The 25,595-nt window shown below is 26.4% G+C and carries 25 protein-coding genes and 1 pseudogene; 15 read left to right on the forward strand and 11 right to left on the reverse strand.

All coding sequences use genetic code 11. The features are described 5' to 3' along the window. Positions 1-13: 13 nt before the first annotated feature. The 7 genes and pseudogenes from AFAEC_RS04340 (at position 14) to AFAEC_RS04365 (ending at position 3,857) form a co-directional block, all read left to right on the forward strand. A complete protein-coding gene (locus AFAEC_RS04340) occupies positions 14-433 on the forward strand; it encodes a hypothetical protein (protein WP_026805726.1) in 420 nt (139 codons plus the stop codon). 17 nt (positions 434-450) lie between these two features. Then, positions 451-651: a hypothetical protein gene (locus tag AFAEC_RS04345; protein ID WP_026805725.1), complete on the forward strand. Its 201-nt coding sequence runs from the start codon at positions 451-453 to the stop codon at positions 649-651. Continuing rightward, on the forward strand, positions 644-853 hold the full coding sequence (locus tag AFAEC_RS04350; RefSeq protein ID WP_026805724.1) for a hypothetical protein: 210 nt from the start codon (positions 644-646) through the stop codon (positions 851-853). The genes AFAEC_RS04345 and AFAEC_RS04350 overlap by 8 nt, the downstream gene beginning before the upstream one ends. Before the next feature lies 1 nt (position 854). Continuing rightward, a pseudogene (locus AFAEC_RS12385) lies at positions 855-920 on the forward strand (prepilin-type N-terminal cleavage/methylation domain-containing protein); the annotation flags it as partial. Positions 921-962: 42 nt separating this feature from the next. Next, positions 963-1,283, forward strand: a complete 321-nt coding sequence (locus AFAEC_RS04355; RefSeq protein WP_051487536.1) for a hypothetical protein — start codon at positions 963-965, stop codon at positions 1,281-1,283. After that, the gene (locus AFAEC_RS04360) at positions 1,280-3,127 is read left to right on the forward strand and encodes a primosomal protein N' (protein WP_026805722.1); all 1,848 of its coding nucleotides are present in this window, start codon (positions 1,280-1,282) and stop codon (positions 3,125-3,127) included. Before AFAEC_RS04355 ends, AFAEC_RS04360 begins: the two co-directional genes overlap by 4 nt. Positions 3,128-3,164: 37 nt before the next feature. Continuing rightward, a complete protein-coding gene (locus AFAEC_RS04365) occupies positions 3,165-3,857 on the forward strand; it encodes a tetrahydrodipicolinate N-succinyltransferase N-terminal domain-containing protein (RefSeq protein WP_034216392.1) in 693 nt (230 codons plus the stop codon). Positions 3,858-3,899: 42 nt separating this feature from the next. Here the strand turns inward: AFAEC_RS04365 and AFAEC_RS04370 are convergent, their stop codons facing one another. Continuing rightward, positions 3,900-4,088 carry a helix-turn-helix domain-containing protein gene (locus AFAEC_RS04370; protein ID WP_026805721.1) on the reverse strand — a complete coding sequence of 63 codons (189 nt, stop codon included), beginning with the start codon at positions 4,086-4,088 and terminating at the stop codon, positions 3,900-3,902. Positions 4,089-4,362: 274 nt separating this feature from the next. Between AFAEC_RS04370 and AFAEC_RS04375 the strand changes: the two genes are divergently transcribed. Further along, positions 4,363-4,941: a hypothetical protein gene (locus AFAEC_RS04375; RefSeq protein WP_026805720.1), complete on the forward strand. Its 579-nt coding sequence runs from the start codon at positions 4,363-4,365 to the stop codon at positions 4,939-4,941. Positions 4,942-5,045: 104 nt separating this feature from the next. Then, the gene (locus tag AFAEC_RS04380; protein WP_026805719.1) at positions 5,046-6,797 is read left to right on the forward strand and encodes an ABC-F family ATP-binding cassette domain-containing protein; all 1,752 of its coding nucleotides are present in this window, start codon (positions 5,046-5,048) and stop codon (positions 6,795-6,797) included. Between the two features lie 41 nt (positions 6,798-6,838). Here the strand turns inward: AFAEC_RS04380 and AFAEC_RS04385 are convergent, their stop codons facing one another. Then, on the reverse strand, positions 6,839-8,011 hold the full coding sequence (locus AFAEC_RS04385; RefSeq protein ID WP_026805718.1) for a benzoate/H(+) symporter BenE family transporter: 1,173 nt from the start codon (positions 8,009-8,011) through the stop codon (positions 6,839-6,841). A gap of 222 nt (positions 8,012-8,233) precedes the next feature. Here AFAEC_RS04385 and AFAEC_RS04390 point away from each other — a divergent pair, with 222 nt between their 5' ends. From AFAEC_RS04390 to AFAEC_RS04400, 3 genes are read left to right on the forward strand one after another with little or no spacing between them, the layout of a single operon-like run. Further along, the gene (locus tag AFAEC_RS04390; RefSeq protein ID WP_026805717.1) at positions 8,234-8,935 is read left to right on the forward strand and encodes an MOSC domain-containing protein; all 702 of its coding nucleotides are present in this window, start codon (positions 8,234-8,236) and stop codon (positions 8,933-8,935) included. A 9-nt stretch (positions 8,936-8,944) separates the two neighbouring features. After that, positions 8,945-10,138, forward strand: coding sequence for an aminotransferase class III-fold pyridoxal phosphate-dependent enzyme (locus AFAEC_RS04395; RefSeq protein ID WP_026805716.1), 1,194 nt, complete (start codon positions 8,945-8,947; stop codon positions 10,136-10,138). Further along, entirely contained in the window at positions 10,135-10,737 is a 603-nt protein-coding gene (locus AFAEC_RS04400) for a pyridoxamine 5'-phosphate oxidase family protein (protein ID WP_026805715.1), read from the forward strand. The genes AFAEC_RS04395 and AFAEC_RS04400 overlap by 4 nt, the downstream gene beginning before the upstream one ends. A 13-nt stretch (positions 10,738-10,750) precedes the next feature. Here AFAEC_RS04400 and AFAEC_RS04405 read toward each other — a convergent pair whose 3' ends face one another. Beyond that, positions 10,751-11,821: an isochorismatase family protein gene (locus tag AFAEC_RS04405; protein ID WP_034216390.1), complete on the reverse strand. Its 1,071-nt coding sequence runs from the start codon at positions 11,819-11,821 to the stop codon at positions 10,751-10,753. A 116-nt stretch (positions 11,822-11,937) separates the two neighbouring features. Between AFAEC_RS04405 and AFAEC_RS04410 the strand changes: the two genes are divergently transcribed. Continuing rightward, the gene (locus AFAEC_RS04410; protein WP_026805714.1) at positions 11,938-12,243 is read left to right on the forward strand and encodes a MerR family transcriptional regulator; all 306 of its coding nucleotides are present in this window, start codon (positions 11,938-11,940) and stop codon (positions 12,241-12,243) included. Positions 12,244-12,315: 72 nt separating this feature from the next. Here AFAEC_RS04410 and AFAEC_RS04415 read toward each other — a convergent pair whose 3' ends face one another. The 6 genes from AFAEC_RS04415 to AFAEC_RS04440 form a co-directional block, all read right to left on the reverse strand. Further along, a complete protein-coding gene (locus AFAEC_RS04415; protein WP_026805713.1) occupies positions 12,316-13,920 on the reverse strand; it encodes a YcaO-like family protein in 1,605 nt (534 codons plus the stop codon). A gap of 93 nt (positions 13,921-14,013) precedes the next feature. Next, positions 14,014-15,186: an EAL domain-containing protein gene (locus tag AFAEC_RS04420; RefSeq protein ID WP_051487533.1), complete on the reverse strand. Its 1,173-nt coding sequence runs from the start codon at positions 15,184-15,186 to the stop codon at positions 14,014-14,016. Positions 15,187-15,280: 94 nt separating this feature from the next. Beyond that, complete coding sequence (locus tag AFAEC_RS04425) at positions 15,281-15,958, reverse strand: endonuclease III domain-containing protein (RefSeq protein ID WP_026805712.1); 678 nt, start codon at positions 15,956-15,958, stop codon at positions 15,281-15,283. A gap of 1 nt (position 15,959) precedes the next feature. Beyond that, positions 15,960-16,787, reverse strand: a complete 828-nt coding sequence (locus AFAEC_RS04430) for a bifunctional helix-turn-helix domain-containing protein/methylated-DNA--[protein]-cysteine S-methyltransferase (protein ID WP_026805711.1) — start codon at positions 16,785-16,787, stop codon at positions 15,960-15,962. A gap of 12 nt (positions 16,788-16,799) precedes the next feature. Continuing rightward, the gene (locus AFAEC_RS04435; RefSeq protein ID WP_172658623.1) at positions 16,800-18,062 is read right to left on the reverse strand and encodes a serine hydroxymethyltransferase; all 1,263 of its coding nucleotides are present in this window, start codon (positions 18,060-18,062) and stop codon (positions 16,800-16,802) included. 76 nt (positions 18,063-18,138) lie between these two features. After that, positions 18,139-18,447, reverse strand: a complete 309-nt coding sequence (locus AFAEC_RS04440) for a DUF6172 family protein (RefSeq protein ID WP_026805824.1) — start codon at positions 18,445-18,447, stop codon at positions 18,139-18,141. A gap of 113 nt (positions 18,448-18,560) precedes the next feature. On the opposite strand from AFAEC_RS04440, the gene AFAEC_RS04445 reads away from it, so the two are divergent. Next, a complete protein-coding gene (locus AFAEC_RS04445) occupies positions 18,561-20,186 on the forward strand; it encodes a cation:proton antiporter domain-containing protein (protein ID WP_051487550.1) in 1,626 nt (541 codons plus the stop codon). Between the two features lie 12 nt (positions 20,187-20,198). Here the strand turns inward: AFAEC_RS04445 and AFAEC_RS04450 are convergent, their stop codons facing one another. Together AFAEC_RS04450 and AFAEC_RS04455 are read right to left on the reverse strand one after the other, a co-directional pair. Then, on the reverse strand, positions 20,199-20,885 hold the full coding sequence (locus AFAEC_RS04450) for a response regulator transcription factor (protein ID WP_026805823.1): 687 nt from the start codon (positions 20,883-20,885) through the stop codon (positions 20,199-20,201). 47 nt (positions 20,886-20,932) lie between these two features. Continuing rightward, positions 20,933-22,507, reverse strand: coding sequence for a transporter substrate-binding domain-containing protein (locus AFAEC_RS04455; protein ID WP_051489022.1), 1,575 nt, complete (start codon positions 22,505-22,507; stop codon positions 20,933-20,935). Between the two features lie 128 nt (positions 22,508-22,635). Here AFAEC_RS04455 and AFAEC_RS04460 point away from each other — a divergent pair, with 128 nt between their 5' ends. Then, positions 22,636-25,593 (forward strand): autotransporter family protein, encoded by a 2,958-nt coding sequence (locus AFAEC_RS04460; protein WP_026805822.1) that lies wholly within the window; start codon positions 22,636-22,638, stop codon positions 25,591-25,593. The last annotated feature ends 2 nt before the right edge of the window (positions 25,594-25,595 follow it).

The following is a 25,595-nucleotide window of genomic DNA, read 5'->3' on the forward strand; positions in this document are numbered from 1 at the left end:
TAGGATTTATAATATGTTATTAATGAAACTTCAAGCAAGAGAAAAATTTGCCTTTTTACAACTAGCACACTATTTAGCAAGAATTGATAATGATTTCGGGAAGAGTGAAGAAGAGATTATTTTAGAGTATTGTGCTGAGATGGGAATCGAGAACTTAGACTCTTTTGATGTGAAAAATTTTAGTCTTGAAGATACTTTAAAAAATTTTAAAAGTGAAAGAAGTAAGAAAATAGTTATTTTAGAGCTTATGATTTTAATCCATATTGATAGAAGTTTCAATATAAATGAACAGATTTTAATAGATAAAATTTCTCGAAATTTTGGATTGGAGCTTGAAAACTTAGATGATTATTCTCAATGGGGAAAATCTGTTGCAATGCTTTATGAAGTTGCAAAAGTTTTCATTGATGATAGAGATAGAAATCTTGAATAGATTTAGGATAAATTCTAATGCAGCTAATAGATAATTTAGATAGTAAAATTGAAAAATTATTATATGAATATGAAAAATTAAAACTTGAAAATATTGCTTTGATACAAGAGTTAGATAAACTTAAAAATGAAAATGATGAATTGATAAAAAATAATCAAGATATGATTTTGGAAATAAATAGTACTTTGGCATTAATTGGAGGTAAAAATATTGAATAAAGATATAACGTTTCATATAAATAATTTAGCTTATACTATAAATGTTGATGAAGAGTTGGAAAAAGAGCTTTGCAAATATTTAGATTTATCTAAAAATAATGATACAAAAGAGCTTTTGATAGCATATTTAAATTTAAGTCAAGAGTTTAGAGTATTTAGAAAAAATGTTGAAGAAATAACAGAAAAATTATCAGGATTTTAGAATAAAAGCTTTCTCTTTACTTGAAATAATAATAGCTATAGTTCTACTAGCTTTAATCTTATCTTTTGCTATTCCTAAATTCAATAATCTTAATGAAAACTCAAATATATTGACCTTAAAATCACAATATGCTCTAATACAATCAGCAATTACAAAGGCAAAAAATAGAGATATTTTACTTCAAAACCAAGTAAATATCAACTCTTTAGATAGTGCAAAAATAAATATAGAAGATGAAGAACTTTTTAAAAATATTTTGCCAAAAGCTATACTTTCTACAACTATAAATGATAAAGAATATGGACATTGGGCAAAAATATCAGATAAAAAGTATCTATTTTTTACACAAAGTAAAACTTTTGAGTTTATTTTTGAAAATAACCAATTTCTTTGTGTTAGTAATGAAATTTTATGTAAAGAGATAGAATGAACTATTATGAAGTAGCTATTTTAAAATCTCCTTTAGAAAATCTTACTTATCAAAGTGAAGATTTTATAGAAGAGGGAGACTTAGTTGAAGTTATTTTAGCAAATAGAAAAAACTCAAATCAAGCTGTTATTATAAAAAAAGTAGAAAAACCAGAGTTTAAATGTAGTGATATTTTAAAAGTAACAGATTTCTATTATAGCTCTTTTATGTTAGAAATAGCAGATTTTATAAGTAAGTATTATGTTTGTTCTTTGGGGCAAAGTTTATCTATTTTTCAATACTTTGACAAAAATATCAAGTATGAAAATAGAAAAATAGAGTTTAAAAAAGAGATAAGTTTATCAAGTTTTCAGCAAGAAGCAAAAGAGTTTTTAGATAGTAAAAAACAATCTTTACTTTTTGCAAAAACTGGTGCTGGAAAGACTGAAATATATATAAAAACTATAAAAGAGATTTTAAGTTTAGATAAACAAGCTGTTTTTTTGATGCCAGAAATCTCTCTTACTCCTCAAATGCAAAAAAGACTTGAAGAGGTTTTTGGAAACAGTATTGCAATTTGGCACTCAAAAGTAGGAGTTAAAAAGAGAAAAGAGATTTTACAAAATCTTCAAAATGGAACAATAAAATTAATCGCAGGAGCTAGATCAGCACTTTTTTTACCATACAAAGATTTAGGGTTAATTATAGTTGATGAAGAGCATGATGATTCATATAAAAGTGATCAAACTCCAAGATATAATGCAAAAGATTTGAGTATTTTTATAGCTAAAAAATTTGATTTAAAACTCATTTTAGGAAGTGCAACACCTTCTATAAATAGTTTTCATAAGATAGCATATTTTGAACTAGATAAAACTTTTTATGAAACACAAAAAAGATATATTTTTGAAAACTTAAGCCAAAAAATCTCACAAAATACACTTAAAAAGATTGAAGATACAATAAAAAATGGTAATCAAACAATAGTTTTTTTACCAACAAGAGCAAATTTTAAGCATCAAATCTGTTTTGATTGTGGGAAAAGTGTTGAGTGCCCGTTTTGTAGTGTTTCTATGAGTTTACATAAAAATGATTTAGCTTTAAAGTGTCATTATTGTGGTTTTGCCCAAAAAATTCCAGAATTTTGCCCATCTTGTAAAACTGGGATTATTAAAAATCATAGGGTTGGAACTGCAGAAATAGAAGAGATTTTAAAAGAAGAGTTCCCTAAAAATGTTATAAAAAGATTTGATACAGATACGATAAAAAATGAAAAAATTTTAAAAACAACACTTGAAGAGTTTAATGAGAATAAAATTGATGTTTTAGTTGGCACTCAAATGCTTTCAAAAGGGCATGATTATCATAATGTAAAATTAGCTGTTGTTTTAGGAATTGATAGTTTACTAAATATGAACTCTTACAAAGCAAGAGAAAAAGCTCTATCTTTACTTATTCAAATAGCTGGTAGAAGTGGAAGAAATGGTTTTGGAGAGGTATTAATAGAGACAAAAAATGAAGATTTTTTCAAACACTATTTAGAAGAGTCAAATTATTTAGAGTTTTTACAAAGTGAATTAGAGTTTAGAAAGGATTTATATCCACCTTTTGTAAAATTGGCAAGAGTGGTACTCTCTTCAACAAATGGTTTAAAAATAAAAGATGAGTTAAGCCAAATTGTAAAATATTTAAAAACTATAAAAGATATTGAAGTTGTAGGTTTTGGAGAGTGTGCAATTTTTAAAATAGCAAATAAATATAGGTATGAAATTTTGATTCGTTCAAAAAATTCAAAAGAGCTTTTAAAAGCACTTCACTCAATAAAATCAGCACATATTTTAATAGATATGGATACAATTTATTAATTATTTAGTAAAATCTTAAAAAACTAAGGAAGATAAAATGATAAACACAAAAGAGGATTTTAAAGAGCTTGTTTTAGATATAGAGAAACAAAATTGGTATAAAAAACCTTTAGCTTTTGGAATTGCAAGATTGAGTTGTGGAGTTTTAGATAAAAATCTTATACTTGAAGCTAGTTTTCCAGTTGTAAATTGGAATGAAAATAGTGGAAGTGGAGCAATTTTTTTAAAAGCCATAAAAGAGAGTGGATTTGAGATAGATACAAGTAAAAGTGAAGCTATTTTTCCTTTGACAGATACTTTTTTGACATTTTGTATTGAAGCCTATAAACCTTTTTATGAAGAGAAAGAGCAACATAAAAATCTTCAATTAATATCAACTTTAGCATCTTTACCAATAGATAGTGGATTAAATCCTGATGATTTTAGAGTTGTATTTATTTTTGAAGATAAGAAACCACAAAGTGTTGAAGCTATTTATTTAAAACTTATTTCAAAACATAGTAAAAAAGTAGATGAACCAAATCTTGAAGGAATTGAAGATATTCTTACAAATTGTGCTTGGATTGATAGTGTTCCTGTTGAACTTGAATGGTTAAGAAAGAATGAGATTTTGTTAAAAGTTGCTAATAAATTTCCAAAAATAGATTATGTTGGAAAATATTCTAAATTCTTAAAACATATAATCCCTGAAAATAATGAAACTGCTTGTAAGGCTAGTTTATTAAAATAGTTAAATAGCAAGATTTTTTGCTATTTAATCAATTTATTAATATCATTTTTTTACTTTAAATTTCTCTTCCAAAGCTTTTAATTCATTTGCATTTTCTTGTGCCTTTTTTACTGCTTCTTCAAATGCAAAACCTTTCATAACAATTTCGTACAGTTTTGGTTTTTCTCTTCGCCAGTTTCTTAATGTTACAGGAGTTACTCCAATATATCCAGCCATATCTCTTTGAGTCATAAAATTCCTTTTTAAAGAAATTAACTCAAATTATTTAACAGTTCAACTAATTAAATATTAACTTATTTATGTAATAAAGAGAAAATATTTAACTAGTATTAAAAATAAAAGGATAAAATACTTTCTGAAATTTATAAAAAAAGGAAAATATTTTTCTTTAAAGGAAGTATATGAAAAGAAATTCTGCAAATGGTTTAGCTGCTCTTATCACATTTATAGTTTTAATACTATATCTCTATTTTATCTTTAATAATCATTTATTTTAGGATAGATAATGAACGATAAAAGAGTTAATTATGAAGATGAGATAGATTTAAGAGAACTTTTTAAAACTATTTTGATATATAAAAAAGTTATAGTTATATTTGTAGCTTTTATTACTAGCTTATCTATTATCTATGTTATACAAAAAAATCCAATACCAATTTATAAAGGAAAACTTTTTATTGAAATTGGTCATATTCAAGATAGAAATTTTCAACCAACTATTATTGAAAATGCTAATGATTTGGCATATATATTAAATTTAAAGTTTAATGTAAAAGCAGTTGTTCCAAAAGAAACAAAAAATAAAATTATAGAAATTGTTTTAGAAAATGAAAACAAAGATAAAATAAAAGAGAGTTTAACAAATATAAAAAATTATATTATAGAAAAACATAAATCTGATACTTTATTTTATGAAAATGTTATTATGACAAAACAAATAGAAGATATTAAAATAGATGATGATGCAATTAATAAACCTAAAAAAAAGCTTATAGTTTTAGTAACTTTTATTTCAAGTTTAGTACTGTCCATTTTTTTAGTTTTTTTGATAGATTTTATAAAAAAAGAGTATAAATCTTTTTGATTATTTATAAATTATTTGAATATAACCAAGCTATAAATCAAAATATCTTATAATCTCGCCTTTAATTTTACAAAATCAGAAAAAGAGCAAAGAGATAAATAAAAATGATAGAGCTAATAAATATAAAAAAATCATATCCAACACAAGATTTATATCAAGATTTAAACTTACGGTTAAATAAAGGTGATAAGGTTGGATTAGTTGGGCGAAATGGTACAGGAAAATCAACACTTTTTAAACTTATTCTTGGTGAAGAACAAGCTGATAGTGGGGATATCGCACTTCCAAAAAACTATAAAATAGGTGCTTTAAAGCAATATTTTGATTTCACTGAAAAAACTTTGGTAGATGAAACAGCATTAGCCCTTGGTGAAGATGATAAGTACAATATTTACAAAGCTGAGAAAATATTATTTGGTCTTGGTTTTAGTGAAGAGGATTTACAAAAAGAGCCAAAAAGTTTTTCAGGTGGTTACCAAATAAGAATAAATCTAGCAAAACTACTTTTAACTGAACCAAATATGTTACTTCTTGATGAGCCTACAAACTACTTGGATATTTTATCTATAAGATGGCTTAGAGAGTTTTTAAAAAGTTTTGACGGGGAAGTTATACTTATAACTCACGATAGAGATTTTATGAATAGTGTTTGTACCCATACTATGGGGATTATTAGAAAAAATGCTTTTATTATTCAAGGTAGTACGAGCAAGTTTTTTGAGCAGTTAAGTGCAAATGAGGAGCATTATGAAAAACAAAAAATAGCTCAAGAGAAAAAAATTAAAGACCTTGAAGAGTTTATAGCTAAAAATAAAGCAAGAGCAGCAACAGCAACTTTAGCTCAATCAAAAGTAAAAATCTTAGAGAAAATGGATATTTTAGAAGATATTGAGTACGACAAAGATTTAAGCTTTGATTTTAATTATAAAGATACAAGTGCTAAATTCTTAGTTGAAGTAAAAGATTTAAGTTTTGGATATACAAAAGATAATACTCTATTTAAAGATATAACTTTTGCACTTAGTAGAGGTGAAACTTTAGGAATTATTGGGAAAAATGGTAAAGGAAAATCAACACTTTTAAATGTAATTGCCGGAGAATTAAAAGCACAAAGTGGTAGTGTAGATTATCATCCAAGTACAGTTTTTGGACATTTTGGACAGACAAATATAAATCATTTAAATCTAAATAATACAATTATTGAAGAGATACAAAGTGTAAATAACAAAATTCCAGAGCCAGTTATACGAAATATTTGTGGAATTATGATGTTTAGTGGAGATAATGCAAAGAAAAAAATATCACTTTTATCTGGAGGTGAAAAAAGTAGAGTAATGTTAGGGAAAATTATTGCAAAAGATGTAAATTTACTTTTCCTTGATGAGCCTACAAATCACCTTGATATTGAGTCAATAGAAGCACTTACAACTGCTATAAAAGAGTTCCAAGGTTCAAGTATTATTGTAACACACAGTGAAGAATTATTAAGAGCTGTTTGTGATAGATTGATAGTATTTACAAATGATGGTGCAGATTATTTTAATGGAACTTATGATGAGTTTTTAGAAAAAATAGGTTGGGGTGATGATATTGATGATAAAAAACCAGCTAAAAAAGAGATTAAAAGTGATAAACCAAAGATAAATAAGAAAGAGAGTAAAAAACTAAGAGCTGAACTTGTGGCTAAAAAAAGCCAAGATTTAAAACCTTTAAAAGCAGAGCTTGAAGAGTTAGAAAAGAAAGCTTCTACACTCTTTGGAATTGATAAAACAAAAGTTGAAAACTCTATTTTGGAGATTATGCAAAAAATAGAGAGTATTAATAGTGAATTTGAAGAGAAGATGAGTGAGCTTTAAGCTAAATTTTCCAAGCTAAAGGCTTGGAAAATTTAAATGATTTAACCTTTTTTTAATTTATAATTTAATACAAAATAAGCAATCAATCCTAAAACTAATCCCCAAAATGCTCCACCAATACCAAACATATTTATATTTGCAGCAGTTGCTAAAAATGTAATCATAGCAGCTTCTCTAGTACTGCTATCACTTATTGCATTTGAAAGGCTTCCAGCTATTGTACTTATTAGGGCAAGTCCAGCTAATGTACTAATAAATGCTGTTGGAAAAGCTGAAAATAAAGCTGCAAGTGTAACTCCAAATATACCAACTATAATATAAAATATTCCCGCTGCAATACCAGCAATATATCTTTTTGATGGATTTTCACAAGACTCTTTTCCTGTACAAATAGCTGCAGTTATAGCTGCGAGATTAAAAGCATGAGATCCAAAAGGTGCCATCAAAAGTGAACCTAAACCAGTAATTGCAAGAATAGGTTTTGCATTAGTTTTAAATCCATCATTTTTAAGTATTAATAAACCAGGCATATATTGTCCAGTTAGTGTGATTAAAAATAGTGGTAAAGCAACACTTAAAGTTGCATTTAATGAGAAAGCAGGTTCAGTAAAAATTGGAAATGCTAATTTTAACTCAAAATTTGTAAAATCAATTTGTGATTGAAGAAGTAAAAAGATAAATCCAAAAATCAAAACATTTACAATAGCATATCTTGCAGAAAATTTCTTTGCTAGAAGGTAGACGAAGAACATTGAAACTGCCAATAATGGGTCAATTGTCATATTTAAAAAAGCAGAGATACCAAACTGCAATAAAATACCTGCTAGTAGACCAGAAGCTATACTAATAGGAATTAATTTAATTAATTTTTCAAAATATCCAGTAACTCCTAATATAATAAATGCAAGAGCTGATAGTAAATAAGCACCTATTGCTTCATTGTAAGGAATTGTTACAAGAGCAGTTATTAAAAATGCAGCAGCTGGTGTACTCCAAGCAGTTATAATTGGCTCTTTTGTGTGCCAACTAAGTAATATTCCAGTAATCCCAACTCCAATAGAGATAGACCAAACCCAAGAAGCAGTTTGTTCGGGACTTAGTCCAGCAATTTTTGCAGCTTGAAAGATTAAAATAAAGGTACCACCATAATTAACAATAACCGAGATTAATCCCGCTATTATTGGTGGTAAAATATTTGATACTTTCTTATCCATTTTTCTTCTCCTAAAATAAGATAGTGAAGTATAGAAAAATGAAAAGCTTTTAATCAATCTGATAATTGCTGATTTTAGAATATTATAAATGTATGAATACAGTTTCGTATTTAAGGGGCTTTATTACTATTTTATATATTTATAGTAAATAGCAATTTATGGATTGTAAAAAAAAATTTATTTTTCTATACTTTCAAAAAATTAAAATTGGAAGTATAGAAAATGGCTACAAAAATATCAACAGTTTTATATTTAAAAGTTGGAGTGGTTACAACAACAAAAGTTGGAAACCAAAAGAGAAAAGAGTTGGTTTCTGGTATAAAAAAATATCCAGTTTCAAAATCTTATCTTACAAAAACTGGTTTTTCTAATGATTTCCAAGCTGATTTACTTCATCATGGTGGAGAGAATAAGGCACTATTTTTATTTTCAAAACTAACTTATGAGAAGATAAATTTACATTTTGGAAATATTTTTGATATGTCAAATATGGCATATTTTGGTGAGAATCTAATCCTTGATGAAATTTGTGAAAAAGATATTTGTATAGGAGATATTTTAAATATTGGGCAAACTCAAGTGCAAATAACTCAACCAAGGCAACCTTGTTATAAATTAAGTATCAATACAAATCAACAAGAGATGACCAAATTTATTTTTGAGAGTGGATTTACAGGATTTTATGCAAAAGTTTTAAAAGAGGGTGAAATAGCAAAGAATGATGAAGTTTTTTTAGAAAGTAGGAAAAATTTTAACTTAACTATTGAAAAATTAAATCAATTAATATTAAATCCAATGATTGATGAGAATTTAACTTTGGAAGCTTTAAACTGTAAAGATTTAGGTTATCAATTTAAGAACTCTTTAGAAAAAAGATATGAACTTGGCAATAAAGATGAGCAGTTTTTAGCTTATCATACTTAAGGAATAAAAATGAAAACAGATGAATATATATTACCTTTATATAATCGATTGGATATAGCATTTATAAAGGGTAAAAAATCTATTTTATATGATGAAAATAGAAAAGATTATATAGATTTTGCTTCAGGAGTTGGAGTAAATAGTCTTGGTTATGCAAATAAAAAGATAGTAAAAACTATAAAAAAACAAGCAAAAAAAGTTGTACACACTTCAAATATCTATCATATAAGACCACAAGAGAAGTGTGCTAAAAAGATAGTAGAATTAAGTAATTATGATATGCAGTGCTTCTTTTGTAATAGTGGAGCAGAAGCAAATGAGAGTGCTATAAAACTTGCTAGAAAGTATGGAAATATAGCATTTAATACTCCTAAATATAAGATTATTACTATAAAAAACTCTTTTCATGGAAGAACAATTGCGACCCTAAAAGCAACAGCTCAAGAGGATAAACACAAATATTTTGCTCCATATCCTGATGGTTTTATTTATGCAAATGATATAAATGAAGCTATTTCTATGATAGATGATACTACTGTTGCAGTTATGCTAGAGCTAGTTTTAGGTGAGGGTGGTATTTTTATGCAAGATATTTTTGAAGTACAAAAGCTAGAAAAAATCTTAAAAGAGAAAAAACTACTTTTAATAATAGATGAAGTTCAAACAGGAGTTTATAGAAGTGGAAATTTTCTAATTTCTCAATATTTTGGAATAAAGCCAGAGGTTGTAACTTTAGCAAAAGGATTAGCAAGTGGTATTCCAATAGGTGTTATGATGACAAATTTGAAAAATGTTTTCTCTTTTGGTGATCATGGTTCAACTTTTGGTGGAAATCATCTATCAACAGCAGTTTGTAATAAGGTCTTAGAAATTTTAGAAGAATATCAAAATAGTGGAAAACTTGATGAGAATATAAGCTATTTCAATAGTTGTTTACAATATTTTGTAGAAAAATATCCAAAAATCTTTTTACAAAAAAATGGTTTTGGATTTATGCAAGGGCTTGTTTTAAAAGATGAAAAGAATTTAAATGATATAGTGAATTTTGCACTAGAAAAAGGTGTTTTAGTTTTGAAATCTGGAAAAAATATTATTAGATTTTTGCCACCAATTATTATTTCAAAAAAAGAGATAAAAGAAGGTTTTCAAAGATTTGAAGATGCGATTTTAAACTTATCTTATATAAAAAAGGAGATAATTTGAGAAGAGTAGAATTTGATGTAAAAGATGAAAAAAGTATAAATGAAGTTTTAGGAATTTGTGAATATGGAACTTTAAGCCTTATAAGTAACAATAAACCATATTGTGCAGCTTTAAATTTTGTCTATTTTGAAGGTTCTATTTATTTTCATGGAAGTAATGAGGGTAAAAAAATAGATACTATAAAAGAGAATCCAAATGGTGCTTTTTTAGTAGTTCAACCATATTCTACTATTCCATCTCATTTTTTTGATACGATTGCTGCTTGTCCTGCAACACAATTTTTTGCTTCAGTTTTTCTTGAAGGAACTTTAAGTTTTGTAGAAAATGGAGATAGAAAAGCTCTAGTTTTAAATGCTTTGATGCAAAAACTACAAAAAGAGGGTGGTTATGAAGAAATAGTTTATGATAAAGCAATGTATACAAAAATGATAGATAAAGTTACTGTAATTCAGTTAAAACCACAAAATATATCTTGTAAAATTAAAGTTGGACAAAACTTAAATGATGAAAAGAGAGAAAAACTTTTAGAAAAGCTTGAAAATAGGGCTTCAAAAGTAGATAAGCAAACTGTAAAACAGATGAAGTTTTACAATAAATAGAAGATTTTATCTTCTACTCTTTTTTATATGAATATTCCAAAAGTGCAGTATCTTTAAAAAACTGATATTTTTTAATCAAACCATCTTCAATCTCTATAAAAGCCATAAAATCAGTATCATAAATCTCTTTGTTTTTCAATATCTCATATTTTAGGTAACCTTTTACAAAAACTTTACTTTCATCTTCTCCAATAGTTTGAATATCAAAATTCAAAGTTTTATAATACTCATTTAGATGAGAAAAAAAGTTCATTAGCTCTTTTTTACCTTGATATTTTCCATATAGCTCTGGTAAAGTAGGACTAGAATCTTTTACAGCTAAATACTCTATATTTTCATTTACAAAACTTAAAGCCTTTTGTATATCTTTTTCTCCCAAAGCTTTATAAAACCCTTTTACAATCTCTTTTTTATCGATATTCACTTTAGTATTTAAGAACTCTTTTATAGAGATATTCTCTCCAAAATGATGGACAATATTTTTGAGAAAGAACTCTTTTTCTTCTTTTGTAAAACTACTTGTTGCATCACTTATCACTATTCCATTATAGCCTTTGTCATGAGCTTCTCTAAAAGTTGATTCTACACAAACATTTGTAGCAAATCCCATCATATATAGAGTTTTTATATCATTATTTCTTAAAACAGTATCCAAATTTGAACCAGCAAATCCACTAGCTCCTAATCTTCCAGTTATAACAAATTCATCATCTTTTGGTATAAAATCTTTATGAAAATCTTTGTTTTCTCCTTTCCAAGTCTTAACTTGAGGAATAACTGCTCTTAAGCCATATTGCCCATTTCCAAACTCTTTATAATCATCGCTTAAAACCAAAGGTATATGAACTACCTTCATACCTATTTTTCTTGCATACTCTAAAGCCTCTTTAGAGTTTTTTATTGACTCTTCAAACTGTTTTTTATCTTTCATAAAACTGTATAGTTTAGATTTTTCATCTAGCCACTCATTTTGGTACTCTATTAGCAATAAAGCTGAATTTTTTATATCTATCTCTTGCATTTTATTCTCCTTTGAATATAGATTTATCACTAATAATAGTGTTAGTAGAACTATTTTTGTCATTTTATTTTCCTTTTTTGTAGATTAGTTACAATAATTGCTGAAAATTTAAGATAATCTTCCTTAATTGTAGATTAATTACAAAATATGTACAATATACTACAATTTAAGGAGATAAAATGTTTGAAGAGTTGTTTGATCCAAATTTAGTATCAAAACTACTGGTAACCATTGGTGATGTTTCAGAAGTTACACAAATTCCACAAAGAAAACTTAGATATTGGGAAGATAAAGGAATTATCCAATCATCTTGCCAAAAAGATGGAACTACAAGAAAATATGACTATATAAATATTAAAAAAATACTTTTGATTAAAGAGCTTATGGATGAGGGGTTTACTCTTGAAGCTTCAGTTAAAAAAGTAGAAGAACGAGTAGAAAAATTACAAAATGCTTTTAATAAGCTAAAAGAGAAGCAAGAGTAAAATTTCTATAAACTCCAACACACTATATTTAAAGATTTCATTTTAGTGTGTTCGGAGCTTAAATTTTAGAAATTAAATCATTCCAATTTTAGAATCAAATAGAGCTAGAATATTTTTATATTCATCTGCAAACTCTAAGTTTATCAAAGATGATTTTCCTTGTACAATATTTATAGCTTTTTCTATTTCATCTTTTCCAAAAACTTCATAAAGAGCTTCTAAATAATCTTCTAAATCTAAATTTTCTTCATACACTCTTAAAACTTGTGCCAAAATATAGTTAAAAGGTTTGTTTGATTGTTCAAGATAAAATATAGCTTCTTCATACTCTTTTAGTTTTATTAAAATATCTGCTTTAAATTCAAATAAAGAGAAATCTTTTTTGAAAATAACCCCAATAAATGCACCAACATTTACAGAATCATCAAAGCCATTTAACTCATCAAGTAACTCTTCTAAATCATAGTCATCTTTATTTAAAATAAAATTTCGTATTAGTTTTCCTTGATTTTTATTGTTGTAAATCATATCTTCAAGAGGGTAAATTTCAGAGAAATTTGGAACTATCATATGACAAGAATAAAAACCTAAATAGTCATACTCTCTTAAATATATTGTTCTATTTTCTCTATCTAAAATCTCTTTTAAAAATATAAATTGTTCAGAACTATTTTCTATATTAAATTTCCAAGGAGTATATGAAAATGATTTTTTTGTACTTAAAAATTGAAGAGCTACTTTAGCATTTGAATCTACAAAATGTGATTCTAAATTTGATGATGAACTAATCTCTAGTAGGTCAAAAGTTGGTCTTTCAAAACTATCTAGTTCATCTATTTCTCGTCCTTGTAAAAGTTCAGTTAAAGTTCTTTCTATACTAACTTCTAAAATAGGATGGCTTCCAAAAGATAAAAATAGTGTATTGTTTTTTGGATTTATAAAAGCTATTGCAGTTACTGGATAAAGTCCACCTAAAGAGGCATCATAAACTTTTAGTTTAAAGCCATTTTCCTCTAAAGTCTTTATATCTTCAATTATTTTTGGAAAATTCTTTAATATCTCTTTTGGAAATTCTGGAAGAGCAAGTCCCTCTTTTATTACTTTTAGTTTTACATATCTTTCAAAAATTTCACATAAGGCTTGAACTTTTGCCTCATCTTTTGTATTTCCTGTTGATAAACCATTGCTAGCATATAGATTTGATAAAATACTTGTTGGAAAATATACAACTTTTTGAGAAGTCTGATTTATAAAAGGAAGAGAGACTATCTTTTCAAAATTATCTGAATTAAAATCTAAGAAATCCTCTTTTTCAAGACCTTCCATACGATAATATTTTTTAAGTTCACCACCTAAAAAATCTTCATTTAAATCAAACTCTTTTTGATCAGAGAAAAACTTTCTATCTTCTAAATAGAAATCATTAAAGTATAGATTTGTTTGTAATCTTTCGATAAATTCACCATAAGCACTTGCTAAACAAGAGTTTAAAAGGCTTCCTTTTCCATTTGAAAAGATAAAATTGTTTGCTCCTTCAAAACTTAAATTTATAGAAAATGTATTTTTTACAGGATGTTTCTCTTTTGAGAGTTTTATTTTATATCCAAAATCATCTAGTATTTTCTTCATTTTTGCTATTGAGATTTCTAGTGGAGCATCTTTTGATAGTAGGTTCATATTATTTCTTTCTTAAAAATTTTGCAAAGTATAGCCAAAAAGATTGATTATTTAAACTTTTATATAAAGAGTTTGCTGAAAAATTTAGATTATCTAATCTTTTATCATTACACTTTCTAAATATTTCTTTTCAGTAATATTTTGCCCTAAAGAGGTAAATCCAAGTAATTCTCCATTATTACAATAATTGGGAATTATAGTTGCATAAATCCAATAAATTGTACCATCTTTTTTTCTATTACTAATCTCACCAGACCATATTTTTCCATTTTTTATAGTTTTCCATAGATTACTAAAGAATTTCTTACTATTTTGTGGATTTTTAACTATATTGTGAGATTGCCCCAATAATTCATACCTTTCATATCCACTTAAATAACAAAAAGCTTCCGAAACACTAGTTATTTTTCCTTTAGCATTTGTTGCAGAAGCAATTATATATTTATCTATAAGTTCAAGATAGTTATTTGAAGTATAATAGACATTATTTAGGTTGAAATCTGTAATTTTTGAATCAAGATTCTTCTTATAGTCAATCAAATAAAAATTTCTTAAATCATCTATATTTTGTGTTGGTCTTTGTATAAAATAACCTTGTCCAAAGTCACAACCTATTTCCACACAAGCCATATACTCTTCCAAAGTTTCTATACCTTCAGCAATAACTTTTATATTAATTTGATGTGCTATATTTATAACATTTGCAACAAACAATTTCTTTTTATTGTCATTTACAATATCTGAAATAAAGAATCTATCAATTTTTATAAAATCAGGAGATAGATGATAAAGTATTTTTAAACCTGAGTAGCCTGTTCCAAAATCGTCAATTGCTATACTAAAGCCTTGATTTTTGTATGAATTTAAAACTTCTTCAGCATCTTTTATTGAACTAAATTGATGTTTTTCAGAAATCTCAAAAGTAACAAATTGTTTATCTAGTCCAAAACAATTAAGCATTGCATTTGTAATTCCTGATTTGTAATCATCCATTTCCAAAATTCGGTTATCAAGATTATAAAATAGAAAGATATTTGGATTCTTTTCATAAAATGGTAAAAGTTTAGACATAGCTTTTTTTCTTAGTTCTATATCAATACCAAATAGAGTTTTATCATTATAAGCTTTATCAAAAAAATCATCTATACTCTCACAATTTCTAAGTAATGCTTCAAATGCAAATGTTCTACCATCTTTAAAATCAATTATAGGTTGATATGCAAAATCCAAATTTTTAACAGCATCTCTATGTAACTGATAAGACATAAACTTAATCCTAAACTATAAATTATGGAAATATTAGAATTATTTTACTTAACCAAATATTAATAATTAGTATTAATATAGATTATTTTAGAATTTAAAGCTCTTTTATAAAACACCCATTTCCATATGGTTGCTTTGAATAGTAAAGTTTTGAGTGGCAAACTATTAAAGCGTGATACTCTTGATAAATAATAACTAGTCCTTCTCTATCTTTAATCTTTTTTTGTAACTCTTTTTCAAAATAGTTTTTAATGTCTATATATTTTACTTTTTCATCTATTATTCCATTATGAATAAGTAATCTTTTTGTGTAAGCATCTACTTTAAAATGAGGCTGTTTAAAACCATATAAAAGCATACTATCAGCAGTTTCTTCTCCAACTCCTTTAATACTTAAAAGTTCTTCACGAGTGGGAATTTTACCATTTAGTTTTTCAAAAACTTTAATAAAATTTAGTATATATTCTGATTTTTGGTTACTATAACCTGATGGTTTTATGAGCTCTTTTAATACATCTATTGGTAAAGCTTTTATCTTTTTGTAGTTTAAAACATTAGCATTCTTTAAGTTATTTAAACTTTGAACAACTTGTTTAAAACTTCTATTTTGAGTTAAAATAGAGGCTAAACAGACTTCAAAAATTTGATTCTCATCTTTTGGATAACTATAATCAAGTTTGTGATAATACTCTTTTAAATCCATAAATGGCCACCAACCTTGAGGACCATAAGTTTCATAAAGCTTGTTATAAATATTAAATATTTTATTCATTTTAGCTATTTTCTTTTATAGATTCGTAAGCTATTAAAATCTTTTTTCTTTCAATTCCCCATCTATAACCACTCATAGCTCCACTTTTTGCTATTACTCTATGGCAAGGAATTAAATACCCAATATGGTTTTGTCCTATTGCACTTGCAATTGCTCTTACAGCTTTTGGCTTATCTAAATAGTTTGCTATATCACTATATGTTGCAACTACTCCATTTGGAAGGTTTAAAAGTGCTTTCCAAACATTTATTTGAAGATTAGTCCCTTTTACTAAAAGTGGATATTTTTTATTTTTTACAAAGATATTTTCCAAATACTCATTTGCTAATTTTTGATTAAAAATTAAATTTGCATTTTCCCAAAGTTCATTAAATCTTTGGAAAATATCTTTTTTATTATTATCTATAAAACCTAAATAACAAATCCCTTTATCAGTAAATCCTATAAGTGCTTCACCAAAAGGAGTTTGTCCAAAACCATAAGTGATTTGTACATCTTTACCTTTTTCTTTCCACTCTTTAGGAGTAACTCCTATTAAATTTACAAAAAGTTCATGAAGTCTGCTAGTGCTAGATAGTCCAATATCCAAACTACTATCAAGAATGGATTTGGACTCTTTTATATGCTCTTTTGCATAGTTTAAAGTTACACAATGCAAAAATTGTTTAGGAGTAACACCTACATACTCTTTAAATACTCTTATAAAATGGTACTTACTCATACCTATATTTTTTGCTATTTCATCAATACTTGGATGAGATTTGAAATTCTCATCAATATATTTTATAGCTTTTTCTATTTGCTTATAAGTTGTATTTGATGTAGGCATTTTTAACCTATCTTAATAAGTCGAACTACTATAAATAACAAAATTGCTAGCAAGTTCTTCTAATTCTTTATTAATTTTAGCATGAAGCTCTGTATTTTCAATATTATCTAATACATCACAAATTTTATTTGCAATAAACTCAAACTCTTTCTCTTTCATTCCTCTAGCAGTTAATGCAGGACTTCCTATTCTAATTCCTGATGTTACAAATGGACTTCTTGTCTCTCCTGGAACTGTATTTTTATTTACAGTTATCCCTGCATTTCCAAGTGCTGCATCTGCATCTTTTCCACTAAATGGTTTATTTAAAAAGCTTACTAATACTAAGTGATTATCTGTTCCACCACTTACTATATCATATCCTCGTTTGATTAATACTTCACCTAATACTCTAGCATTTGCTTTTACTTGTACAGCATAATTTTTCCATTTAGGATCTAAGATTTCTTTAAAAGCAACAGCTTTTGCAGCAATTACATGAACAAGTGGTCCACCTTGAAGACCAGGGAAAATAGCACTATTTACTTTTTTAGCAATCTCTTCATCATTAGTCATAATCATACCACCTCTAGGACCTCTTAAAGTCTTATGAGTAGTAGTAGTTACAACATGAGCATGAGGGAATGGACTAGGATGTTCATTAGCAGCAACAAGACCAGCAATATGAGCGATATCAGCAAATAAAATAGCACCAACACTATCAGCTATTTCTCTAAATCTTTTAAAATCAATCTCTCTAGCATAAGCGCTAGCTCCACAAACAATGATTTTTGGTTGAACAGTTTTTGCAATTTGCTCAACTTTATCATAATTAATTCTTCCATCAAGTTCAACACCATAATAAAAAGCAGAGTAGTTTTGACCAGAGAAACTTGGTTTACTTCCATGAGTTAAGTGTCCACCATGAGATAAATCCATACCTAAGATTTTATCACCAGCTTTAAGTAATGCTGCATAAACTGCACCATTAGCTTGACTACCACTATGTGGTTGAACATTTGCAAATTTACAATTAAAAATTTGACAAGCTCTATCAATAGCTAATTGCTCAACTTTGTCAGCTTGCTCACAACCACCATAATATCTTTTATAAGGATAACCTTCAGCATATTTGTTTGTAAATACACTACCCATAGCTTGCATAACTGCAGGACTTGTAAAGTTTTCACTAGCAATCATTTCAAGATGATTTGTTTGTCTAGCTAATTCTGCTTCTACAATATCAAATACCTCTTTATCTGCTTCTTCTAATCTTTCGTTTGTTATATAGTTCATTTTTTCTCCTTAAAATTATTTGTAAATATTAACTAAAATTGAAATCTTAAACAATCCAAAAATTGCTATTTTAATCTTATAAAATTTCATCTTCATTTAAAGATTTTTTATCTTTAAAAACTGGTCTTGCTACAATCTCTATATAAAAACTATCAAAATTTTCACTTTGTGCGAAATCTACACTTTTTATAATATCAGCAAAATTTATCTCTTTTGCAACCTCTTGAGTTTGTCCAAATTTACAATCAAAAAACCAAGAGTTAAAACCATCTGCTAGTTTTTTACTCTTTTCTCTTTTTATATATTTTCTAATCTCATTTTTTATACTATCGATTTGTCTCTCTCTAGTTTTATTTGAAACATCAATTTGAAATATTTTTTTCATCTTTTTATCCTTTTAAAAAATTGATTATATCAAAGATAAATAAAAAATTATTTGATTTATAAAAATCAAGATTTTTTTTGTTATAATCGCAAATCTTACACAAAGAAGTATTTATGGAGCACTTTTTATCAACTCTTTTTTTAGCAATTTTTTTGGCTACAGTTATAAATATTATCCTTAAAAAATTTGGTATTTCTCAAATTATTGGATATATATTAACAGGAATAATAATCTCTTACGGTTTTCATTTTAAGGGTGCAGATATAGCCTCTTTAGATGCAATAGCAGAGTTTGGAATAGTTTTTTTAATGTTTACAATAGGTCTTGAAATAAGCTTTGATAAAATTAAAAAGATGAAAGAAATTTTACTTTTAAATGGTTTTTTACAAGTTCATATTAGTGCAGTATTAATATTTTTAGTTACATATTTTATTTTTCATTTAACTATTGAAGTATCATTAATAGTATCTTTAGCCTTTTCTTTATCTTCAACAGCGATTGTTTTACCATATTTAAAATCATCAAAAGATATTTATACACCTTATGGTGAAAAGACTACTGCAATATTAATTTATCAAGATTTAGCAGTAATTCCTATCTTACTTTTAATCTCATTTTTAACGAATGAGACTTTATCTATTGGTCAAGTTATTTGGAATACTTTTATATCAGCAGTTATTATTACTGTTTTTATGTTTGTTTTCGGGAAAAGAATTATTGATTGGTTACTACAATTCTCATCAAATACTAGACTTGAAGAGTTATTTATTGGAGCAGTTTTCTCTATAGTTATTGGTGCTTCTTTAATGGCAGAATATTTGGGCTTTACATACTCTTTAGGGGCTTTTTTAGCAGGTATGATTATTGCTGATACAAAATTTAGAATAAAAGTTGAATCGGATATTTCAAACTTTAAAGATTTACTTTTAGGAACTTTCTTTTTTACTGTTGGAACTAAAATAGATATTATATATTTTTTAGAAAATACTCATATTATTGTTGGACTATTTTTACTAATAATGTTAATCAAAGGTTTAGTGGTATTTTTAATTATTAGAAGAAAATCAGATAAAAACACTTCTGTAAAAAGTGCAATAGCTCTTTGTCAAGTTGGAGAGTTCTCCTTTGCCATATTTACTTTGGCTTCAAGTCAGCATGTAATTCCAGTGCAAACTGCAAATTTTTTAACACTTATTTCAGTAATGTCTATGATTTTAACACCATTTTTTCTAAATAATATCTATAAAATCTCTAGTCTTTTAGCAAAAGATTTATATGAATCAGATAAGATTCAACCAATTGATGAACAAAATCATATTATTATTTGTGGTTTTTCTATTTTAGGAAGAATTGTTGCAAGAGATTTAGCAGATAGAAATATGCCTTTTGTAGTAGTTTCAAATGATTTAAGACAAATTCAAGTTGCTACAAAAATGGGATATAAAGCTTTTTTTGGACACTTAGAAAAGAGGTCGGTTTTAGAGGCTTTAAAAGTTGAGAAGAGTTCAAGTGTTATTGTAACTATTACAGAAACTCATGATAAAATCCTTATTTGTGATGCTATACTTAAATATTGTCCTGAAGCAAATATTATTTTAAAATATGAATCTTTAGAAGAGAAACACCTTTTAATTGATTTGAAAATTAAGAAATTTGTACATGCTCATGCTGAAGTTGGAAGATTGTTAGTTGAGGAAGCTACACATTGTTGTGATTTGAATTTACATAGATATGATTAATTTTTCTAGTTATTATTTGATACTTATTGAATATCCTAGATTTTTAATTGTATATATAATATCTAAATCAAGTTTTTTACGAATTCGATAAACCATATTTCTAAGAGTATTTTCATCAACATGACCTTTAAAAATGTTATGTTCAATAATATTTTTAGAGACTAGTTGGTTTGGGGTATTAAGTAGTAGTTCTATAAATATAACTTCATTTTTTGTTAGAGTTATCTCTTTTTTATTTTTTGTAATTTTTTTGTTAATAAAAGAGTAGTATAAATTTTCATCTAACTTTACTTGAAGTAAATTATTTTCATCCATATATTTTATGATAGTATCAAAAACTTTTACTAAATCTTCGCGTAAAATAGGTTTTTCTATATATTTTATAAGATTTAACTCTATTGCATTAAGAAGTTTTTCTTTATCTGTATATGCACTAGTTATAATTATTGGGATTTTTTTATTAGTTTTTCTAATTATTTTAGAAGTTTCATATCCATTTAAATTTGGCATTACATAATCTAATATTAAAATATCTATTTGATTATTTCTGAAAATCTTGATAGCTTCATTTCCATCATTTGCAACGAATACCTCTTTAAAAAATATTTTTAGAATTCTTGAAATACTCTCTTGGATGATTAAATCATCTTCTGCATAAAGTATAGTTAGAGATTTTAATATATTTAAATTTTTTAACAATTTAAGCCTTTTTTTTAATAATAAAAAACATAAAATAGTAATACAATTTATATTACTCCCTGATAAAATATAATTTTTATACCATTATTAAAGTTTTCAATATTAAATAATAAATTGTTTTTTTCTAAAATTTTTTTAGTCATTCTTAGTCCTAAACCGTCTTGAGTACCATTTTTAATCTTTTTTAAGATTTTTTCTTCTAAACCTTTACAATTATCAGCGTAAATAATATTATTTTCATTTATTACTATTTTTACTTTTGGAATAATATTGTGAGTTTTGGAAGCTTTGATTGTATTTGTTATTAGATTTAACCAAATATGCATCCATTCATTACTATTTGCACTAATTTTTAGATCAAAATTATTTATAATATCTATTTTTAAATTAGAATTTTTTATTTCGATATCTATTAATCTCATAACTTGTTCTATATTTTCTTTAATTCTAAAGGTGATATATTTTTTTTCTTCTTTGTAGTATTGCAAAAAAGTATCCATAGTTTCAACCATAAATTTTATAGCATTTTCTGTATCTTCTAGTCTTTGATAAAACTCTTTATTGTTATTTAGATTTTGGTTTAATTTATACATTAAAATCATCTCAAGATTTAAAGATGATATTTGAGTAAGTCCATTTTTCCATTGATGAGAAATATTACCTAAAAGCTCTCCTATTTGAGCTTTTCTTTTTTGTTCAATTAGTTTTAGTTGTTGTTCTTTATTTTTTTTAAGTTCTATTTTTACTTTTTTATTTAGTAAATAGTTCCATAAAAGGATAATAAAAATAATAAAAATTAAAACTACTAAAATCCAAAGTGCAATAGTAAAAGTAGTTTTTTTCTCTACAACTATTGTTATATATTTATTTACTATATTATCAATATCTTTTTGAGTAATAGTAAGAATAGCTTTATCTAAAATATCTCTTAGTATTGGTTCATCATTTCTTATTCCAATTCTAAGATTATTTTCATAACCTTTTGGTTCCCCTATAATTTTTAGATTATATAAACCATTTTTTTTAATAGTATAAGCTGTAACAATCATAGAACGCAAAGTTAAATCAGCTTTATACTCTTCTACTAGTTTAAATGCTTCATCTTCTGTTTGAGTTGGAATGATTGTTAAGTTTGGAAAATCTTTTGAGAATTTTTCAATCATTGCTGTTTGTGTTTGAAGAGCAATAGATAAATTTACTTTTGAGATATCTTCTATATAACTTTTATCATTTCTTCCTACAAGTACATTTGGATCTGTAAAAATAGGCTTGGTAAATATTAGCCACTCATTTCTTGTTGAAGTTTTATTGAGAAAACTTAAAATATCACATTTCTTCTCTTTTGAAAATTGGATACTTTCATCCCAAGTTTTAGTATGGATTAGTTCTATATCTATAGGTAGCTTATTTTTTATAAGTTTTATTAAATCTGCTGAAATTCCTTCGTGTATTCCATCTTTATTAATCTTTTCAAAAGGTTCCCAATTTGGATCTATACACATAGTAATAATTTTTTTTGTTTCTAAATAAGAGATCTCTTTTTCATTTAAAATAATATTTTGTAAGGGTGTAAAAAATAAATAGACAAATAATAAACAAATACATAAATAGATGATTTTCATATTATCCTAAAAGATTATCTTAATATTATTATATAAGAATATAGTTTAAAAATAAAAAAATAAAATTGTGATATTAAAATGATATTAGTTGTATATTATTTTAAAATAATTTTTATTTGGAGGAAAAAATGTTTAGTAGGTATATAGATAAATTTGATTTTAAATCAAGATTTAGAATTTTAAAAGGAGGGAAAGTTTCACTAGTTGTTAGTGCTATGTTAGTTGGAGGTATAATAAATACTTCTAATGCAGTAGTGATAACAAATAATCAAACTACAACTTATCCTTTTAATAGTGGTAATTCAGAAAATTTAGATATCTCTAATACAGGAAGTATTGATGTTACTGATTCTGAGGCAGCTATTTATATAATGGGTAACTTATCTAGTGATAAGAAAATTGATAATGAAGGATTAATTAGAATTACAAATTCTGGAGGAGAAGATGCTTATGCTATTTATGATAAGGATTATTATATATATGGAAATATAATTAACCAAAATAAAATTGAATCAACTTCTCAAAGAGGAGCCCTTGGTATAGCTATTTCATATTTAGATGGTGGAACAATACAAAATAATGGGTTTATCGATGTAAAATCATTAGACTCATCAGAAAATAATTCATATGCTTATGGTATTCTTCTGGAAAGTGGAGAAGATAGTGCAAGTATAATAAATGGTGGAAAAATAAATGTTTCTTCAGAAGGAGAATCATTTGCTATACTAATGGAGAACTCTATAGATTCAAGTATTGAGAATAGTGGTGAGTTAGAAGTTGTATCATCAGGTAATTATTATGCACAAAGTGCAGGTATTTTTGTAGGTAATATGGATAATTCTACAGTTACAAATAGTGGAACAATGTATGTTCGTGCGGGTAATACCAATAATTCTTATGCAAATGCGACAGGAATAAACATATATGGAACATATAATAGTGATGTTATAAATAGTGGGACAATTGAGGCTGTACTGGAAGGGGAATCAGGTTCTTTTGAAAATTATAATAATTATAGTATGGGTAATGAGTTTTCTGCTATAGGTATGAGCTTTGATGAATTACACGGATCTAATATTCAAAATACAGGAACTATAAAGGTGCATTCATCTCTAACTGGTGAATACAGTCAGACGCGCTTATTTGGTATATTTACGGAAGGTAATGTTTCAGATTCGACTATTACAAATAGTGGAAATATTTTAATAGATGGTATTGGAACAGGTTCTGTCTTGGCTGCAGGTATCCAATTAGATATGGAAACTGCTTATGAAATACCTACAGTTCTTACAAATAGTGGAAACATAAAGGTAAACATAGATACATCTAACTATGAAGATTCTCTTACACTGGCTGCTGGTATTTCTACTTATAATGATTCAAATGAACTTGAAATAGTAAATGAAGCAAATGGAGTTATAGCAGCTTATATAAATAATGAACTTGATAAAAATGCTTATTCTCTACATTTGCAAAAAGGTAGTGAATCTGGAAGTTATAATGTAAATAATAGTGGAATACTAAAAGGAAATATTTTTGTTGATGGAACGCTAACAAATAGTGGGAAAATAGAGTTAGCACACAATGCTATGGTTGAAGAAATTAATGTTATGGATGAAGAAAGTGTTGCGTATATTAATAATTTTACAAATGAAGCTACTGGACAATTAATTATTGGATTAAAAACAGATGGGACAATAGATGGTACAAAATATTCTCAACTTTTAACGAATAATACTACATTTAAAACTGGTTCAACAATAGATGTAAATGTATTAAATAGTTCTACAAATCAAGCATCATTAGCTGGAAATAAACTTGAAAATGTTGTTACTGCTAATAGCTTAACAATAGATGATAAGATAAAGATCACAGATAATTCAGCCTTGCTTAATTTTGAGTATGAAACAAGTGATGGTTGGGTAAATGGAGAAGATGGAGCAATTCATTTAAATGTAGTTAAAGCTTCTGAAAATAATATTGTAGATAGTACTATTTTGGGTGGTGGAAATAAAAATGATCAAAATGCAGCAAAAGCTATACAAAGCTTGTATGATATAGATCCAAATGTAGCAAGTGCCTTTAATAACCTTCCAACAGATAGTGCAGTTGCAAAAGCAGTAGAAAGTACAACTCCAGTAGTAACAAACGGAACTGTAACAGCAGGTACTCAAATATCAAATGGTATTTCTACTATCGTAACTCAAAGACAAAATGCAAATATTTTAGGTGGATTAAACTCAGGTGATGGAATGTTTAGTGAAAATAATCTTTGGATAAAACCATTTGGAAGTATTGGTAAACAAAATAATAAAGATGGAATAAATGGATTTGATTTAAAAACTTATGGTTTAGGATTTGGAGCTGATACAGAAATAAAAAACAATTCAAAACTGGGATTGGCATTTTTCTATACAAATGGAAATGTTGATATAAATAATGTTAGTCAAAAAGCAGATTTAGATGTATTTACAACTTTAGTATATGGAAATGTACCAATAATTGATGATAAAACAAATTTCTTATATCAAGCTGGATACTCTTGGCAAAAAACAGATACGAAAAGAGATATATTCACGGGGCAAACAGCTGAGTCAAAATATACAAGTAAAGTTGCATCTTTGGATTTAAAACTTATGAGAGATGTAAATGTAACTGATAAATTATTACTTCAACCTATTGTAAATGCTACTTATAGACATTTTACAAACCCTGCTTATAGTGAAAATGGTGCGGGAGCTTTAAATCTAAATGTAGATAAATTTACAACAAGTGAATTAATCCTAGGATTAGGAACTCTTGCTCACTATAAAATAAGTGATAATCAAAAACTAATAGGAAACTTAAATGTAGGTTATGATTTACAAGATAAAAACCAAATGGTGACTTCATCTTATCAAGGAAATGTAGGAACAAGCTTTGATACAAATGGAATAGATAATGGAAGATGGTCATATGAAGCAGGAATAGGATATGAACTAGATATTAATAAAACAAATAATATTAATATTTCATATGATTACCAAGGTCAAGGGACAGATTTCAGTAATAATGTAATTTCTGCTAAATATGTATTGAAATTTTAAAA

Source organism: Aliarcobacter faecis (genome assembly GCF_013201705.1).
Taxonomy (GTDB): domain Bacteria; phylum Campylobacterota; class Campylobacteria; order Campylobacterales; family Arcobacteraceae; genus Aliarcobacter; species Aliarcobacter faecis.

What these genes read in the sequence shown, in the direction of transcription:
- AFAEC_RS04340 (WP_026805726.1), top strand. Translation starts at nt 14, where the DNA reads ATGTTATTAATGAAACTTCAAGCAAGAGAAAAATTTGCCTTTTTACAA.
- AFAEC_RS04345 (WP_026805725.1), top strand. Translation starts at nt 451, where the DNA reads ATGCAGCTAATAGATAATTTAGATAGTAAAATTGAAAAATTATTATAT.
- AFAEC_RS04360 (WP_026805722.1), top strand. Translation starts at nt 1,280, where the DNA reads ATGAACTATTATGAAGTAGCTATTTTAAAATCTCCTTTAGAAAATCTT.
- AFAEC_RS04365 (WP_034216392.1), top strand. Translation starts at nt 3,165, where the DNA reads ATGATAAACACAAAAGAGGATTTTAAAGAGCTTGTTTTAGATATAGAG.
- AFAEC_RS04370 (WP_026805721.1), bottom strand. Translation starts at nt 4,088, where the DNA reads ATGACTCAAAGAGATATGGCTGGATATATTGGAGTAACTCCTGTAACA.
- AFAEC_RS04375 (WP_026805720.1), top strand. Translation starts at nt 4,363, where the DNA reads ATGAACGATAAAAGAGTTAATTATGAAGATGAGATAGATTTAAGAGAA.
- AFAEC_RS04380 (WP_026805719.1), top strand. Translation starts at nt 5,046, where the DNA reads ATGATAGAGCTAATAAATATAAAAAAATCATATCCAACACAAGATTTA.
- AFAEC_RS04385 (WP_026805718.1), bottom strand. Translation starts at nt 8,011, where the DNA reads ATGGATAAGAAAGTATCAAATATTTTACCACCAATAATAGCGGGATTA.
- AFAEC_RS04390 (WP_026805717.1), top strand. Translation starts at nt 8,234, where the DNA reads ATGGCTACAAAAATATCAACAGTTTTATATTTAAAAGTTGGAGTGGTT.
- AFAEC_RS04395 (WP_026805716.1), top strand. Translation starts at nt 8,945, where the DNA reads ATGAAAACAGATGAATATATATTACCTTTATATAATCGATTGGATATA.
- AFAEC_RS04405 (WP_034216390.1), bottom strand. Translation starts at nt 11,821, where the DNA reads ATGACAAAAATAGTTCTACTAACACTATTATTAGTGATAAATCTATAT.
- AFAEC_RS04410 (WP_026805714.1), top strand. Translation starts at nt 11,938, where the DNA reads ATGTTTGAAGAGTTGTTTGATCCAAATTTAGTATCAAAACTACTGGTA.
- AFAEC_RS04415 (WP_026805713.1), bottom strand. Translation starts at nt 13,920, where the DNA reads ATGAACCTACTATCAAAAGATGCTCCACTAGAAATCTCAATAGCAAAA.
- AFAEC_RS04420 (WP_051487533.1), bottom strand. Translation starts at nt 15,186, where the DNA reads ATGTCTTATCAGTTACATAGAGATGCTGTTAAAAATTTGGATTTTGCA.
- AFAEC_RS04425 (WP_026805712.1), bottom strand. Translation starts at nt 15,958, where the DNA reads ATGAATAAAATATTTAATATTTATAACAAGCTTTATGAAACTTATGGT.
- AFAEC_RS04430 (WP_026805711.1), bottom strand. Translation starts at nt 16,787, where the DNA reads ATGCCTACATCAAATACAACTTATAAGCAAATAGAAAAAGCTATAAAA.
- AFAEC_RS04435 (WP_172658623.1), bottom strand. Translation starts at nt 18,062, where the DNA reads ATGAACTATATAACAAACGAAAGATTAGAAGAAGCAGATAAAGAGGTA.
- AFAEC_RS04440 (WP_026805824.1), bottom strand. Translation starts at nt 18,447, where the DNA reads ATGAAAAAAATATTTCAAATTGATGTTTCAAATAAAACTAGAGAGAGA.
- AFAEC_RS04445 (WP_051487550.1), top strand. Translation starts at nt 18,561, where the DNA reads ATGGAGCACTTTTTATCAACTCTTTTTTTAGCAATTTTTTTGGCTACA.
- AFAEC_RS04455 (WP_051489022.1), bottom strand. Translation starts at nt 22,507, where the DNA reads ATGAAAATCATCTATTTATGTATTTGTTTATTATTTGTCTATTTATTT.
- AFAEC_RS04460 (WP_026805822.1), top strand. Translation starts at nt 22,636, where the DNA reads ATGTTTAGTAGGTATATAGATAAATTTGATTTTAAATCAAGATTTAGA.